We start from the raw sequence: 16,665 nt of genomic DNA on the forward strand, positions 1-16,665 counted from the left end.
TTAGTTTATTATTTTTTAAAATTTGAAATATCTTTAATTATATGATTTAACATCTCAAATCCATCGACCATTTTCATATCTTTTTGAGATTTTATATAATTCATCAAGTTATCCATTGTTTCCTTAGAAATTTGCGACTTCTCAAATACAGTTTCATATGTTCTAAGGGGATAATAGAGCTCTTTTGCATTTTTAATTAATATATCATGTTCTTCCCGAGTTACAATATTATCAGATAGTGCGTTTGCCATAAATTCCCTAAAGCTAACCATTGAAAAAGTTACCTGTACAATTTCAAATTCAGATTGTTCTTTTTGGCTTAAATTTTGATTATGATTTAATATTTTATCAAATGTAACTGCAACTTCGTCATCATCGCATAGAGCTCCTGACTTGTAGAGGTTATAAACTTTGCCTACTCCAACCATTCCAAAATCGTCTAATTCGGAAGCCCTTAAAGCACCCATAGAGCCTGCACCATAGACTTTGATACCTTTCTTTATAATATTTAATATTTCCCGGTGTCCCACTGCAGTATTTTGTAAAAAACAGCCATCTATTATACCTATTATGTCATAATTAAGCATTTCAGGCTTTTGTAAGTCCCCTCTTTTTATAGGGTCATATATGTGCAAATCTACGTTTTTAAGCTTATTATGACTTTCAAATAAATTTTTAATCTCATTTTCTTTTAGAGTTAGTTTAGAAAATATTGCTACTTTCAAATTTTCCATAAAATCACTATTATTTTGTTTTATTTTGTTTTTTTATACTTTTATATTATTATACAATATATATTTATTTATGTGCATATTGCAATTTCGTTTAAATTTAAATAAATTATAAATACTATGTTTAAATAGATAATAGATAAATCTATTAGTAAATAATATAAAAAGATTAAATAGACCAATATTATTATAAAAATTAATAAAACTATAATGTTATAAAATATGATTTATATTGTATGTATATTTATAGGTATATTTATATTTGAATACTTGAGGTGTAATTTTGGTTACTTACAAAGACGCAGGCGTAGATATTTACGGCGAAGACAAAATAATAAAAGCATTAGTTTCACAAATCAACTTTAAAAGAACAGACGCAATAAAACCAGCTGATTTAGATGGTCACTATGCAGGAGCTATCGAATTTGGCGATTATTACTTAGTACTCTGCACTGACGGAGTAGGTAGTAAAATGGTAGTTGCAGAGATGGCTAATAAATTTGATACTGTTCCTATAGACATGATTGCCATGAATGTTAACGATGCTATTTGCATTGGTGCTGAACCGGTCGCATTAGTCGATTATATGGCAGTTGAAACAATCACCGAAGATATTGCAAAACAAATCGGTAAAGGATTAAATGAAGGATTAGAGCAGTCCAATATAAACTTAATCGGTGGAGAAACTGCTTCATTACCAAGTATGATAAACGGTGTCGACCTTGCAGGAACTGTTTTAGCAGTTGTTAAAAAGGATGAAATAATTACAGGTAAGGAAGCTAAAAAAGGCGACGTAATCGTTGGTTTAAGAAGTAGTGGAGTTCACAGTAACGGTTTATCACTTGCAAGAAAAGTATTCTTTGATATTGCAAATTTGGACGTTAACTCAAAATTAAAACACGGAAAAACAGTTGCTGAGGAATTACTCACTCCTACAAAAATATATGTAAAACCAGTTATGGATATGATTAAAAAATCCGATATAAACGTTAAAGGTCTTGCACATATTACAGGTGGTGGATTTAGGAAGATTAAAAGGTTAAACAAGAACGTTACATATGTAATAAATGAGTTACCAGAACCATTACCTGTATTTAAAGAAATACAAGAGCTTGGAAGCGTTGATACTCATGAAATGTTTAAAACATTCAACATGGGAATAGGTTTCTGTGTCGTAGTTGCAAAAGAAGATGCTGAAAAAGTAATCGAAATGGCAAATCAATACTTGATACCTGCTCAAATTATAGGTAAAATAGACGATGAATACACATTAGAGAATGGCGAAACTGTTAAGGATACAGTTATTGTCAAATACGGAAAAGACGAATTTATAATGGAATAATTAAGAATAACTATAAAAAATAAACTAATAAAATAAAAAATAATAAAATAAAGAAAACTAAAAATTTGGTGAATAAAAATGCCTACAATCAATGTTGATAAGAAGGATTTAGAATATTTGGCAAATTTATCACTTTCTGATAAATTAATCGAAGATAAATTCCCTATGATGGGCGTTGAAGTTGAAGAACTTTTCGAAGAAGATAAAAGAGAAATGGTTCAATTTTCAATTAACCCGAATAGACCAGACTATTTAAGCGTAGAAGGTCTTGCAAGAGGTTTTAGGGGCTTTATGGGTATTCAAACAGGTTTATCCAAATACGATATTCATGATAGTGATATCGAAGTAATCGTTAAAAACAACAAAGAAAGACCATATATAGCTTTTGCACTAGTTAAAAACGTAATTGTAGATGATTTGATACTTGAAAGCATCATCAACCTTCAAGAAAAGTTACACTGGGCAATCGGTAGAGATAGGAAAAAATTGGCTATTGGTGTTCACGATTATGATAAAATCGAAGCTCCATTTACTTATGATGAAGTAGAAGGCGATGCAGTTAAATTTGTACCTTTAGCAATGGCAGAAGCTGGCGAAATGACCCCTGCTGAAATAATCGAAAAACACGAAAAAGGTCAAAAATACGCACACCTTATAAAAGATAAATTCCCGTTAATCACTGATAAAAACGGAAGTGTATTGTCAATGCCTCCGATAATCAACGGAGAATTAACCAAAGTTACTACAAACACTAAAAATCTCTTAATAGATATTACGGGAACTGAAAAAGGTGCTGTTGAAAATACATTGAATATTGTAGCAACTGCCCTTGCTGAAAGAAGAGGAACCATTTACAGCGTAAAAGTAATTTACGAAGAAGATGGAAAGGTTGTTGATACAAAAACCTACCCTAACTTAGAACCAACACAAATGGAAATCGACTTAGAGTTTATTAATAAAAAATTAGGATTAGAGTTAAACTTTGGTCAAGTTATTTCAGCTTTGAGAAAAGCAGGTTTAGACGCTGAATTAATCAATAAAGATGGCAATAACGTACTTAACGTTTACATTCCTGCATACAGAAACGATATGTTAGGAAAAGTAGATATTGTTGAAGAAATAGCTATTAACTACGGTTACGAAAAATTCAAAGGCGCTAAAATAAACGTACATACAATTGGACAGAAAAACGAATTGGAAGTTAAATCAACAGAAATCAAAAATACAATGATTGGTTTAGGATTCCAAGAAGTTATGAACTTAACACTTACAAATAAAGGCATTTTATTTGATAAAATGAATTTAGAGGTAGGCAATGTTGAAGAAGGTTGTAAAGATTACATCGAAGTTTTAAAACCGGCTTCAATTGAGCATAACGTCATTAGAACTTCAATTATTCCTCAATTGTTGGAAACGCTTAAAATAAACAAGCACAATGAATTACCTCAAAAAATCTTTGAAATTGGAGACTGTGTAATCATTGATGAAGAAGCAGACGAGACTGAAAAATGCTTTGATACCAAATGTAAAGACATTAGAAAAGTTTCTGGTGCTATAATTCAACCAAATGGTAACTTTAATGAAATTAGAAGTGCAATAGACGCACTTTTAAGAGAACAGTTTGAAAATTACACAATTGAAAACTACGTTCACCCATCATTTATTAAAGGCAGATGTGCTAAAATTTTAATAAATGGAGAATACAAAGGATTATTTGGAGAAATTAATCCACAAGTTATTGTTAATTTCGAATTAGAACATCCAATAACTGCTTTTGAAATTGAAATAGACAATTAAAATGATAATTAATTAAATGGTTATTATAATTTCATTTTAATTATATTGACTATAAATACATAATAATTATAATTAACTAATAATTACTACTTAAATATCTAAAATTACCACTTAAATACCTAATTTCATTATTTTTTAAGTAAAAATACTACTTTTTATAACTTATAACTAGTTAATATATGCGTATCATTTTAAAATCAAATTTAACGGGGTTTAAAATGGAAAATACTGAAAAAACTATGATTGGAACTGAAATAAATACCGATAAGTACAAAAATATTAAAAGACATCTCGAAAGAGAAATGATTAACTTAAACCCGATTCAGAGGGGCGGAATTTTACCAACTGAGTCCAAAAAGGTTATTTATGAGTATTGGGACGGCTACAGTGTTTGTGACTACTGCGCTGGTAGATTAGACCAGGTTGAAACACCTCCTATTCATGAATATTTGGACGACGCGTCAAAATTCTTCGGTGCTGATATTACTAGACCTACACACGGGGCAAGGGAAAGTAAGTACGTTATAATGAATTCAGTATGTAATCGCGGTGATTACGTAATTATGGATGGTAACGCACACTATACATCTTTTGTAGCTGCTGAACGTGCAAGATTAAACATTGATATCGCACCTGTGGAAGATTACCCTACTTACAGAGTAAATCCTGAAAAATATAAGGAAAGAATTGAAATATTGGAAGATGAAGGTAAACCTATAGGTTTACTATTACTTACACACGTTGATGGTAACTACGGGAACGTAGCAGACGCTAAAAAGGTTGGGAAGATTGCAAAAGATAAAGGATACCCATTCTTATTAAATTGTGCTTACTCCGCAGGTAGGATGCCAGTAAACGCAGAAGACTTAAACGCTGATTTTTTGGCTATTTCAGGTCACAAAAGTATGTCTGGCTCAGGACCTTGCGGTTTATTGTCCATTAGCAATAAAAATGAAGATTACGGCAAAAAAATCTTAAAAACGTCCAAAAAAAATATTGTAAAAGAGCTCGAAATGTTAGGTTGTACAAGTAGGGGTATTCCAATATTAACACTTATGACAAGCTTCGCACACGTTATTGAAAGAGTTAACAACTGGGATAAAGAAGTTAAACGTGCAAGATGGATTATTGATGAATTAGAGACTTTAGGATTTAAACAAATCGGTGAGAAACCTAAAAATCACGATTTAATTAAATTCGAAACTCCTATTCTTGATGAAATTGCTGAGCATGACAAAAGAAAAGGTTACTTCTTCTACGAAGAACTTAAAAGAAGGGGTATCGGCGGTATAAGAAGAGGAGCTACTAAAGAGTTTAAAATGAGTACTTTCGGCTTAACTGACGAGCAAACAAAATATGTTGTTGATAGTTTCAAAGAAATTATTGAAAACGGAAAAAAAGAAAACAAATTAAATTAAATACTTAAATTAAATATAATTTATATTTTTAATTCAATTTTTACTTTATTTTTATATTTTTATATTATTATATTTTTATATTATTATATTTTTATATTTTTTTACCAAATAACGAAGCTTCTACGATTTTTTTCAATATTACAGATGGTTCGTCCATTTTACCATTTGCATTTATATAGTCTACTAAATTTTTATCATTTACGTATTTTAAAATTCGACTAATATTTTTATTATTCAATTTATTCATTAAATAATTCATTTTTAGGCCGTAATTTATTTCTTTGCCAATTTCTGACTTCCAAAGGTCTTCATATACCTTTAAATAATCCAAACTAGCGTTATCATTATTAGTAGTATTATTGTAATAATTATTAATGGTTTTTGCACATAATTTTGCACATTTTGCACCAAAGTAAAGACCGCCTCCACTAAGTGGTTTTACCTGATTAACTGCGTCTCCTACAAGCATTACGTTGTTTAAAACGCTTTTACTATTATATCCTATCGGTATGGCACCTATACTATATTCCACAGGTGTGGCACCTTTTAATATTTCTTTTGCATTCTCATTTGTATTTATAAAGTTATTTAATTTATTTAAAGCATTTGACGTGTCGCACATCCCTACACGTACTCGGTCTTTTCCCGTTGGTATTATCCAGGTGAAAAAGTTTTTGCTATATCTTTTATCATAAAAAACATTTACAAAGTCACTATCAATATTGGTCACATTTGCGTATTCTATTTGAACACCGGTTACGATTTGTCGTTTTTTGTGCATATCTAAAGATTTACCCACTCCTGATTTTACGCCATCAGCTCCTACAATTATTTCCGGCGAAAATAAGTATTTTTCATCTTTCAAATTGTTTTTAATTTCAACATTGTACTTAAAATTAGTAATATTGGCATTATTCTCAATATTATTAGTAATATTATTAGTAATATTGGCATTCAAAATTTTTCCGTGCGATTTTAGCATTAAATTTACATTATTATTTTTTAAAGCCCTTTTTGCAATGTCTTTGTCCATTTCTTTCCTTTCATAGACCATTGCCCTTGTTTGTCCATCATCGCCAACAGTTACTTTATGATTTTCGCAAAAAATATTTGCACCATTAACTTTATTTACTATGCCTTTGGGATTTCCAAGTTCTTTTGAACATTGCTTACTTAATAATCCTGCGCATTGTAATGGCACGCCAATTGATTGATGTTCTTCTACAACCAATACATTTAAATCTTTTTTAATATTTTCCGCAGTTATAAAACCTGCAGGACCGCCACCTACGATGATAACGTCATATTTTTGACTATTTTCCATTTTATATCCCATGATATCCTCGCATCTACCTTCAATTGTATCTTCAATTGTATCTTCATTTCCTAGTTTACTTTTTTCAGGGTTATAATCTAAATTTGACATTTTTTCAATCCTTATATTATATTTAGCATTTATATATTTGGTATTTTTGTTTTTACAATACTTATTATTCTAAACTATAAATGATTTGCTAAAATTTTAACGTTTAAATTTTAAAGGTTAATTTCATATTTTTAAAATTCATCGATTATCGTGTGAATAAAAAAATCAAAACTAAAATTAATATCGCCATTAACATAATTACTAATATCATGTTAAAAAATTAAAAAAGTTATTTAAATAAAATTAGTTAAATTTATTTACATTTATTTACATTGCATTTTCAAGTGTCATGTCCATCATATTCTTAACACTTTTGGCAAGTTCTTCCGGTAAGCCTGTAATGTCCACGCTAAGGAACCCTTTAATAATTAAAGAAGTCGCCTCATCCTCGGTAAGCCCTCTTGACATTAAATATATAAGTTGGTCCTCTGCAATCTTACCTACTGCTGCTTCGTGAGATAAATCCAAATCGGTTTCAGTAGCCTCCAATTCAGGAACTGCTAATATTCTACCGTCTTTTGAAAGGATTAAACCCCTACATTCAAGGTGTCCCTTAACTTCTTTTTCAGCACCTACGAGGTGACCTCTTGAAACGATTTCTGATTCATCAACTGCGATAACTCTTGAAATCATGTCTGCACTAGCACCTTTTCCATTAAGAACTACTCTTGAGCCCATATCGTACTTAGATTTACCGCTACCGTATACGATTGTTTGGAAAGTTGCTTTACTGTTGTCTCCCTCACAATAAGCTGTTGGATAGCTTTGTATAGACTTAACAGGCATTGTCGTAACGTAGTTGTTAATGAATACAGCGTCTTCTTCTAATCTTACACCGGTTCTAGGTCTAACGTGTACGTTTTCGCCCCAATTATGTATCATTGTATAGGTTAATTTACCGCCTTTTTTAACGTAAAATTCTGAAACACCCAAGTGAAGACCTGATTTTACGTGAGGGGATGTTGTACATCCTGTTATTACGTTTAATTCAGCTCCTTCTTCTACAATGATGATATTGTGGACGTTTTGTGAAACATCTTCTTTACCAATTAAGAGGCAAGTTTGTAAAGGTATTGATTCTTTTACGCCTTTTGGTGCGTAGATGAAATAACCTTCGGATAATTCATTCTCTACTCTTGCAGCGTATTTATCCTTGATATCTACTACATTCCAGTAGTATTCACTTAAATCATGCTTTTTAAATGCTTCAGTAATAGGCATTATTTCGATATTTTTGTACATTTTTGAGTATATCGGTTCGTTGTTAACTTGTACGTATGAACCAGATGTACTTTTTTCGTTTATATCGATTCCTACTTTTGAAAGTGCTATCTTTTCATCGTCGTCAATTTCTTTCAATGATTCAACTTCTCTGTTTGTAGGAGCAGGTGTTGGGTAGTCATTGAAGTCTATATCTTCCCCAAATGGTGCGGGAACGTCTTTAAACTTCTCTGCTTTGATTTTAGCTTCTTTTATTTTTTGATTCATTTTTTCGCTAAATTCTGGACTTGGATTCATTTTCCCACCACGCATTTTTTATTTCTTGAGCAAGCTACGCATCTTTCGTAACCGTTTTTAATGATTTCAGGAAGTATCTCGTTAGGTGAGCCAGAGCAAGCAATTACTCCGTCATATAAAACGTGTGCTTTGTCCACATCCATAAAGTTTAAGATATAACCTAAGTGTGTAATGATTAATCCTGATTTTTTACGTTCACTTGGTTTTTTATCTTTATCAAGTAAGTGGTTTATAATTCCACCTAATAATTCAACGTTTTCAACGTCTACACCACTATCTGGTTCATCAAACATGATTAACTCAGGGTTTTGGGCATAGATTTGTAATAATTCAGACCTTTTAACTTCACCGCCAGAAAAACCAACGTTTACATCTCTGTCATAGAAATGTTTAATGTTCAATTTTTCTGCCATTTCATTTATTTTGCTCATATCCTTAGTGGTTATTGACTCAAGTAATGTATTTAATCTTACACCAGATAAGGAAGGCGGTGATTGGTAGGAAATGCCTATTCCAAGTTTCGCTCTTTCATACATTGGCATATCTGTTATATCGTGACCTTTAAAGTAAATATTACCACGTACAACTTCGTATTTTGGGTTTCCTAGTATAGTATTTAAAAGTGTGGACTTACCCGCACCATTAGGGCCAAATAAAACGTGACTTTCGCCCTTATCGATATATAGATGAATATCTTTTAAAATTACCTTATCCCCAGTTTTAACCGATAAATCTTCAATTTGTAGCATATAAACACCTTTTTATATTCGGTATTATTGATTTATTTATAAATAGGCTTTATCAATAAAATTTAATAAAATATAAAATATAAAATATAAAATTTAATAAAATCTATAATGTTTAATATATTTTTATTTTGTAGATTATCTATTTTATCTATTTTATCCATTTTTTTATTTATCTTATCTATTTTATTAATTATGACCCATATGAATTTGAGTAGTGGCTTTGAATTAACAACATATGCATATATGATTATGTAATTAAAAAAATAATCGTTAATAGTATATATTAGTTTATATTTGATTTTATTCAAATGTATAATATATATAAATAAATATATGGAATTTACTTCGAGTAATTAAATAAATTTATTATCTTTATTATTTTTATTATTCACTATTATTTACTATTATTATTTTATTATTCACTATTATCTTTATTTTCTAATTTTTCAAATAAATTTTTTAAAGCGGGCTTTATTTCACTTACTGAATCTAAAACATCTATTTCTTCCATCTGTTTTATGGTTGCTACATTTTTATAGTCTACATCCCTAAGGTGTAGCTTTATTGTCCTGCCATCTGGTATGATTGTATTTATTTCCCCCAATCTATTGTCTGGAGGATACATAAATATTGGAACTCTTGCTTTCGCCCCTTGAGCGACGGAATTTGTTATCAAAGTGTCTGCAATACCGTAAGCTATTTTTGCAGTCGAGTTTGCAGTTACAGGAGCTACTAAAAACGCGTCATATTTTCCAGTTTGCAATTTACCTGGTAAAAACGGAGCGTTTGCATTTGCTTCAGGCAGTACCTTTTCAAAGTTTTCTTTTAATAAATCAAGCAAATTATAGAGACTTAAGACCATTCTTGCATTTTGAGAGTAATAAATGTGTACCTCAAGATCAGGGTATTCCTCTTTTAATTCAACCATGGTCTTCACAATCTCTTCTATCTTATCGCCACAACCTGTTATTCCCCATGCAATTCTAACCATCATATCACTTTTTTAATAGTATATTAATCTTAAAATTTTTATAGTTATTATTCATAATCTTTATTCATACTCATTATTGTATTTGTTATTCAATATTCTAATATATTATTCTATAATGGTATATGATATACTATAAATTAGTTTATATTTGCTTTTACTTGCTTTTATTCTATTATTAATTTATTATTAATTTATTATTAATTTACTATTTTATTATTCTATTAATTTACTACTTTTTACTTAATTCATTATAGAATTTATTTAACGTTCTTTTTAAAACTCTCGCACCTTCGGTGTCATTTTCTACGCCCTCTCGCCCTAAGTCACGTGACCAGAACGTAGCGCCCAGGTTAGAGCCAAAAGAACCGCCACTAACGGGTAAAGCACCATTTAAGATATAAAAGTCGTGAATCGTTTTTAAAGCCACTTCCTGACCCCCATTTCTATCCCCGCCTACTGAAATACCCATTCCATACTTATCACGTATTGCATGGAGGTCCATTGCAAATAACGCTCTGCATCTGTCCATTACTGTTTTTAACTGTCCGGATACATTCCCATTATAGCAAGGGGTACCCATAATTATACCATCTGCCCATTGTAACGCACCATAAACTTCTTGCATACTGTCCTTATGAACGCAACCTTGTTTTTTTCTTATACAATGGTCACAATGTATGCAAAAATTTAATTCCTTTCTTGCCACGGTTATATATTTAGTTTCACATTCTATTCCATCAGTTTTACACTTATCAGACAAATAATTTAAAGCATGCTGTACTGCAAAATCAGTCCCTTCTAATCTTGGGCTTCCACTAATACCTAAAATTTTCAAGAAATCACCTGGCTATAGATAAACAGATATAATAACTTTGACTGTATTTTTAATTATTATATACTATTCTGTAATTTGATTAATAAATAGTTTAATAAAAAAATTAGAATGTATTAAATACATATAAATAGTATATAAAAAAATAAAAAGAATAATAAAGGTAATATTAAAATTAATAAAAAAGAAATAAACTAAATTAAAATCAATAAAAATAAAAAGAAGGTAATTATTATGATAATGGGCGCAAACATCTCTAAAGAGTTTTTTGAAAATTTGGACGAAAAACAAATTCAACAGTGTGGTATTGATTTAAAAGTAGGTACTATTTCTAAATTAAACGGTACAGGTTGCATAGATTACTCAAATAAAGATAGAGTATTACCTGAATACGTTGAAATCTTTGACTCTGAAAAAGATGAATACATAGATTTAGAACCTGGTATATATATTGTTAAAGTAGCAGATAAAATGAGCATACCTGAAGATATGGCAGGCTTTGCATATCCTAGAAGTACATTAATTAGAATGGGTGCAACACTCTACACAGCAGTTCACGACCCCGGATATATTGGATATCCTGCTTACGCTTTGCACGTAATCAACCCATTAAGAATTAAAAAGTATGCTAGAATTGCACAAGTCGTATTTGTTGCTACAAAAGATTCAAACGGAACCTACGAAGGAATTTACAAAAATAAATAATTTTTTTAATTTTACGTTTTCTATTTTCTTTATTATTCTATTTTCTTTATTATTCTATTTTTTATACCTCGAATGTTAATTGATAAATTTATATTCTATTAAAATAGATAATTTATTATGACATTATACAATTATAAAATATAAAAGAGGATTTAAAATCAATTAAGGGGGTTTTAATATGGGATTGGCGAATACTACAAAAATACTAATCATAGGGATAATTGTATGGCTATTCTATAAGCCACTTGGTTATTTAATCATTATATCGTTAATTTTAAATGGGTTATACTGTGCACTCAAAAGTAAAAATCTAAAAAAAATAGACAAGGTAATCTATTTTTTAATGGCAATATTTGTAATTGGCGTAACAATTCCTACGGGCTTTTTACCTGATAGTTACAACGGAGAACAGTTCATACGGGATAATTGGATGCTATATGTTATTGCCGTTGCTATTACCGTTTTATTGATTGGTATATACTCATATAGGATGAAAAAATACTATATTGAGGTAGATTTCCAAAAAAAGGCACTTAAATAATAAAATAATAGTGTATTGTAATAAAATAAGATGATATAAAATAATAAATAATAAAATAATACTAAAAATAATAGTATAATAAATAATAAGATTAAAATTGTTATAAATTTTGTAACGAATCTATCGAACCGTCAAATTTTACAATTTTAATATCTTGCGATTTTGCAAATTCAACTAACTCATTATTTTTTTGGTTAATTTCTCCAACTGGGAAATTGGAATATACAAACATTTCACAATTTAACAACTGTTTTTTGGCGTTTTCGAATGTGTTATCATCAATATTTGAAAATGATTTTTCAGAAATTATATTTACTTCCATTGTTTTAGATATTGCATAATCGATGTCATTTTCGTGTAAGATACCCACCGTAATGTCGTAACCGTTTTTCTTAAAGTATCTCAAAGCTTTTGCACCTGTTCCACCACCACAGGTTATAAACACTTTTTTAGGTGGTAATATGTCGCTTGTATCAATTTTTGAATCAAATTCTGAACTAAATTCTGAATTATTTTGGTTTAAATCGGAATTTGAATCTGAATTTAAATTATCACTTAATTCGTTATTATAATTATTTTTTAATTCAAAATAACCGATTTGTTCGTTATAATTTGCCTCAGTCAATCCATAAAGGTAATTTACGGTTTCTGTGGTCATTATATCCTCTGGAAAACCATAAGCTAGTATTTTATTATCTTTAACTAGTGCCATCTTGTCTGCAATTCTTAAAGCAAGTTCTATATCATGTAAAGTAACTATGATAGCTATATCTTTTTTAGATAACTTTCTAAGTAATAAAGTAAGTTCTATTTTGTGATTAGCATCTAAAAAACTTGTAGGTTCATCGAGTATCAATATCTCCGGCTCTTGTGCAAGAGCTCTTGCAATCATTATTTTTTGGCGCTCCCCATCGCTCATCTCGAAAAAGTTCTTCTCAAGCAATTTGGTTGCATTCACAAGTTTTGCACTGTGCATTATTATTTCTTTATCTTTTTTGCTTAATCTACCCAATAAACCAGTATATGGGTGCCTACCAATAGAAATTACATCATATCCCGTCATATTTGCAGGATTAATCCTGTCCGTTAAAACTACTGCCATTTCTTTTGCAAGTTGTGAAGGTTTTAAGTTGTGGATTTTTGAACTGTTTATATATACTGCCCCTTTTTTGGGAGTTAGATATGTTGCAATGGTTTTTAAAAGTGTAGATTTCCCCGCCCCGTTAGGTCCTATAATACACAATATTTCATTTTTATGTACATTTAAATTTACATCCGTTAGTACTTCTGAATTAGCATATCCTACAGTTAAATTTTCCGTTTTTAGCATCATATAACCTTTAAATTATTTTTATTTTATTTATTTATTTATTTTATTTCCTTTTAGTTCCCTATAGTTACTTTTACTTTATTTTATTTCATTTTTAGAGTGTAGCTTTCAATTTTCAATAATAGAATTATTATTAAATATGGAATTACTACTTATTAAAGTTATCTTAATTTTTTTAAAGTTATCTTAACTAGACAGTACATTCAAATAAATAAATTTACAATTATTATTTATATTAATAGAAACATCATATTTGTTAAATTTTAATGATTAATAATGTAAAATAAATGTTAAAGTTAAAATTAATTAAAAATATTTAAAATTGAATATTGAAGATAAAGATTGAAGATTAAAGATTAAAAATATATTTAAAAATTAAGGAATCGTGAAGTCATATGTATGAAGGAGAAATAGCAATTGGACCAGTACACTCTACAATGTTAGAACCGCACAGATTAAGACTTTTTATAGATGATGAGATTGTAAAAGACGCAGAATTAATAATCGGTGTTAACCATAGGGGCGTCGAAAGATTAATGGAAGGTTTACCCGTAGAAAAAGCTTGTATATTAACTGAAAAAATATGTGGTATCTGCTCACATATACACCTCTGGAGTTCTGTAAGATTAACGGAAATTGCAAGTAAAATATACGTGCCTGAAAGAGCACAGCATATTAGAGTTATTGTTGAAGAATTAGAAAGATTACACTCCCATAATTTATTATTTGGTCACGCTTTTGAAATATTAGGGCATGAAACCATGTCAATGAGATGTTTTATGACAAGGGAGCCTATTATGCAAATATTCTTCGAGATATCTGGTAGTAGGGTTCACTATTCTTGCCCGCTAATCGGTGGAATTAGACCTCGTTGTAACATAACTGAAGAACAGAGCAAAAGAATACTTTTAAAATTGGATGAATACGAAGAAAACATAACCGCTATTATCGATAGAGTTTTAAATGACCCGCTCTTAATTTCAAGAATGAAAGGTGTTGGTATACTCGACAGAAAAACTGCGGCTAAATTCCACGCTGTAGGTCCAACTGCAAGAGGTAGCAATGTAAAATCCGATATGCGTAAAATGGGTTGGGTTCCAGAATATGACGCTTACGAATTTGATGAAATATTATTTGACGATTGTGACGTATTATCTAGAATTGCAGTTCGTGGATTTGAAATCCTTGAAAGTATTAAAATAATAAGACAAGCTTTAGACTTATTAAACGATAAAAGCTTAAGTCCTGAAATTTACAACTCAGACTATGAAGTAAAAGAATTTAAACCTATTGAATGCTACACTGAAGCCCAAAGAGGTCAGCAATACTATTCGTATGGTGTTGATAAAGACGGTAGAGTAAGACATGCACGTATAAGGACCCCTACTGCTACAAACTTAGGTGCTATGGAAGAAATCGTTAAAGGATACCATGTAAGCGATGCAGAACTTATCATTGCAAGTTGCGACCCTTGTTTTACTTGTACGGATAGATTATCTATATTAAAAGAAGATTACAATACCTATTCCAAAAAAATCTAAAAATTTAAAAGACATAAAAAATCCAAATATATTTTATAATTTATTTTTATTATCTTATTATTCTTATTATTCTTATTATTTTTATTATCTTATTATTCTTAATTTATTATTTTATAAATTATTCTTATCTATTTTATAATATCAATGTGTGGAAACCTTTTTATATGGGAAATATATAACTAATGAGTTATAGGTACAAATATTGTAACATATAATAATGATTACATTACCCTGTGTACCGATAGGATGAATATCCCACTAAATAGAACATACGAAGAAACATAAGAAACAAGTGGAGGTAATAATATGCCTGCCCCAAGATATAAATCTGGCTCAATGAAAAAAACCTGTGTAAGAGTAACCAAAGGAAATACAGCTCACTACAGAAGAAAAAAACAAGGTACAGCTAAATGCGGTGCTTGTGGCGCTGTTTTAAACGGTGTACCTAACGGCAGAATTGCAGAAATATCAAAATTAGCAAAAACCGAAAAAAGACCTGAAAGAATATATGGTGGACACTTATGTGCAGCATGTGTTAAAAAAATGATGGTCGAAAAAGCAAGAAACTTTTAATTAGGTGCTATGATGATTATAACCATTGGAGGATTACCTGGAACTGGAACAACCACAATCGCCAAATTAATTTCTGAAAAATATAACTTAGACCATGTATGTGCGGGTTTTATCTTCAGAGATATGGCCAAAGAAAATAATATGTCTTTAAAAGAGTTCAGTGAATATGCTGAAGCTAATGATAAGGTAGATTATGAAATTGACCGTAGGCAGATTGAATGTGCTAAAAAGGGTAGTATAGTCCTCGAAGGAAGATTAGCAGGTTGGGTGCTTGAAAATAATAATATTAAAGCAGATTTAAGCATCTGGTTAAAAGCGGACCCAATGGTTAGATGCAAAAGAATAAGCTTGCGAGAAAACGAAGGCATCGAAAAAGCGATGGAAGAGATGATTCTTAGAGAAAACTCTGAGAAAAAACGATATAATGAAATATACGACATAAACATTGATGATTTATCAATCTACGATATAATTATCGAATCATCCAAATGGGATATTAACGGGGTATTTAAACTCATTGATTTTGCAATAGGTAATAAAATTCAATAAGTTAAGTTATTTAATTTAATTTTATTATCGTTCGGAATGAAGTTAAATACTTCCCTATTTCAAGAATGAAGTGCGTAACGGCGACGTTCACATTAACAAAAAATAAGGCGAGGTAATACTTATGTCAGCTATAGAAGTAGGTAGAATTTGTATTAAAACATTAGGTAGAGAAGCAGGTAACACATGTGTTATCGTGGAAGTATTAGATGCAAACTTTGCAGTAATTGACGGAAACGTTAAAAGAAGAAGATGCAACTTAAAACACGTTGAACCTACCGAAAAAACCGTTGAGTTAGAAAAAGGAGCATCAACAGAAGAAGTTAAATTAGCTTTAGATGCTGCAGGTTTATTATAATTATATATCTTCACTAAACTGATGTAAATTAGTTTAAGTAGTTACGGTATTAATTTATTATTAATTTATTATTAATTTAATAATATTTTGAATTAATACTTTTTAGCTACATATTTTGATTATGTACTCTATTTTGTTATTTTAATTTAGATTTTAAGTTTAGATTTTAATTTTAGTTCATGTTATCTTATTCGATATCTATTTTATGAGTATTAGTTTTATATTACCCATGTGGCTAAAAATCTTTTATTTTACGGTTAATTTTAT

16 protein-coding genes are annotated in these 16,665 nt (G+C 29.9%); 9 read left to right on the forward strand and 7 right to left on the reverse strand.

Going from position 1 to position 16,665, the window contains the following annotated elements:
* Nucleotides 1-8 precede the first annotated feature (8 nt).
* Nucleotides 9-725 (reverse strand): TfuA-like protein, encoded by a 717-nt coding sequence (locus tag J2127_RS08110; protein ID WP_209733081.1) that lies wholly within the window; start codon nucleotides 723-725, stop codon nucleotides 9-11.
* A gap of 289 nt (nucleotides 726-1,014) precedes the next feature.
* Here J2127_RS08110 and purM point away from each other — a divergent pair, with 289 nt between their 5' ends.
* The 3 genes from purM to pscS all read left to right on the forward strand — a co-directional run bounded on the left by purM (nucleotide 1,015) and on the right by pscS (nucleotide 5,288).
* The gene (gene purM, locus J2127_RS08115; protein ID WP_209733065.1) at nucleotides 1,015-2,073 is read left to right on the forward strand and encodes a phosphoribosylformylglycinamidine cyclo-ligase; all 1,059 of its coding nucleotides are present in this window, start codon (nucleotides 1,015-1,017) and stop codon (nucleotides 2,071-2,073) included.
* A gap of 78 nt (nucleotides 2,074-2,151) precedes the next feature.
* The gene (pheT, locus tag J2127_RS08120; protein WP_209733066.1) at nucleotides 2,152-3,870 is read left to right on the forward strand and encodes a phenylalanine--tRNA ligase subunit beta; all 1,719 of its coding nucleotides are present in this window, start codon (nucleotides 2,152-2,154) and stop codon (nucleotides 3,868-3,870) included.
* 218 nt (nucleotides 3,871-4,088) lie between these two features.
* The gene (gene pscS / locus J2127_RS08125; RefSeq protein ID WP_209733067.1) at nucleotides 4,089-5,288 is read left to right on the forward strand and encodes an O-phospho-L-seryl-tRNA:Cys-tRNA synthase; all 1,200 of its coding nucleotides are present in this window, start codon (nucleotides 4,089-4,091) and stop codon (nucleotides 5,286-5,288) included.
* A gap of 91 nt (nucleotides 5,289-5,379) precedes the next feature.
* Here pscS and J2127_RS08130 read toward each other — a convergent pair whose 3' ends face one another.
* The 5 genes from J2127_RS08130 to J2127_RS08150 form a co-directional block, all read right to left on the reverse strand.
* The gene (locus J2127_RS08130) at nucleotides 5,380-6,612 is read right to left on the reverse strand and encodes a geranylgeranyl reductase family protein (protein ID WP_209733082.1); all 1,233 of its coding nucleotides are present in this window, start codon (nucleotides 6,610-6,612) and stop codon (nucleotides 5,380-5,382) included.
* Nucleotides 6,613-6,981: 369 nt separating this feature from the next.
* Complete coding sequence (locus J2127_RS08135; protein WP_209733083.1) at nucleotides 6,982-8,202, reverse strand: SufB/SufD family protein; 1,221 nt, start codon at nucleotides 8,200-8,202, stop codon at nucleotides 6,982-6,984.
* 26 nt (nucleotides 8,203-8,228) lie between these two features.
* Entirely contained in the window at nucleotides 8,229-8,981 is a 753-nt protein-coding gene (locus tag J2127_RS08140; RefSeq protein WP_209733068.1) for an ABC transporter ATP-binding protein, read from the reverse strand.
* Nucleotides 8,982-9,396: 415 nt separating this feature from the next.
* Entirely contained in the window at nucleotides 9,397-9,972 is a 576-nt protein-coding gene (gene afpA, locus J2127_RS08145) for an archaeoflavoprotein AfpA (protein ID WP_209733069.1), read from the reverse strand.
* Nucleotides 9,973-10,201: 229 nt separating this feature from the next.
* On the reverse strand, nucleotides 10,202-10,807 hold the full coding sequence (locus J2127_RS08150) for a flavodoxin family protein (RefSeq protein ID WP_209733070.1): 606 nt from the start codon (nucleotides 10,805-10,807) through the stop codon (nucleotides 10,202-10,204).
* Nucleotides 10,808-11,008: 201 nt separating this feature from the next.
* On the opposite strand from J2127_RS08150, the gene J2127_RS08155 reads away from it, so the two are divergent.
* Nucleotides 11,009-11,509, forward strand: a complete 501-nt coding sequence (locus tag J2127_RS08155) for a deoxyuridine 5'-triphosphate nucleotidohydrolase (protein WP_209733084.1) — start codon at nucleotides 11,009-11,011, stop codon at nucleotides 11,507-11,509.
* Nucleotides 11,510-11,687: 178 nt separating this feature from the next.
* Nucleotides 11,688-12,050, forward strand: a complete 363-nt coding sequence (locus J2127_RS08160) for a hypothetical protein (RefSeq protein WP_209733071.1) — start codon at nucleotides 11,688-11,690, stop codon at nucleotides 12,048-12,050.
* A gap of 100 nt (nucleotides 12,051-12,150) precedes the next feature.
* Here the strand turns inward: J2127_RS08160 and J2127_RS08165 are convergent, their stop codons facing one another.
* A complete protein-coding gene (locus J2127_RS08165; protein ID WP_209733072.1) occupies nucleotides 12,151-13,380 on the reverse strand; it encodes an ABC transporter ATP-binding protein in 1,230 nt (409 codons plus the stop codon).
* A 395-nt stretch (nucleotides 13,381-13,775) separates the two neighbouring features.
* Here J2127_RS08165 and J2127_RS08170 point away from each other — a divergent pair, with 395 nt between their 5' ends.
* From J2127_RS08170 to J2127_RS08185, 4 genes are all read left to right on the forward strand, one after another.
* Nucleotides 13,776-14,921: a nickel-dependent hydrogenase large subunit gene (locus J2127_RS08170; protein ID WP_209733073.1), complete on the forward strand. Its 1,146-nt coding sequence runs from the start codon at nucleotides 13,776-13,778 to the stop codon at nucleotides 14,919-14,921.
* Nucleotides 14,922-15,227: 306 nt separating this feature from the next.
* Nucleotides 15,228-15,494, forward strand: a complete 267-nt coding sequence (locus J2127_RS08175) for a 50S ribosomal protein L34e (protein WP_209733074.1) — start codon at nucleotides 15,228-15,230, stop codon at nucleotides 15,492-15,494.
* Nucleotides 15,495-15,506: 12 nt separating this feature from the next.
* On the forward strand, nucleotides 15,507-16,043 hold the full coding sequence (cmk, locus tag J2127_RS08180; protein WP_209733075.1) for a (d)CMP kinase: 537 nt from the start codon (nucleotides 15,507-15,509) through the stop codon (nucleotides 16,041-16,043).
* Nucleotides 16,044-16,164: 121 nt separating this feature from the next.
* Nucleotides 16,165-16,398: a 50S ribosomal protein L14e gene (locus tag J2127_RS08185; RefSeq protein WP_209590774.1), complete on the forward strand. Its 234-nt coding sequence runs from the start codon at nucleotides 16,165-16,167 to the stop codon at nucleotides 16,396-16,398.
* Nucleotides 16,399-16,665 lie beyond the last annotated feature (267 nt).

This window comes from Methanococcus voltae, from assembly GCF_017875395.1.
Classification (GTDB): domain Archaea; phylum AGJL01; class Methanococci; order Methanococcales; family Methanococcaceae; genus Methanococcus; species Methanococcus voltae_C.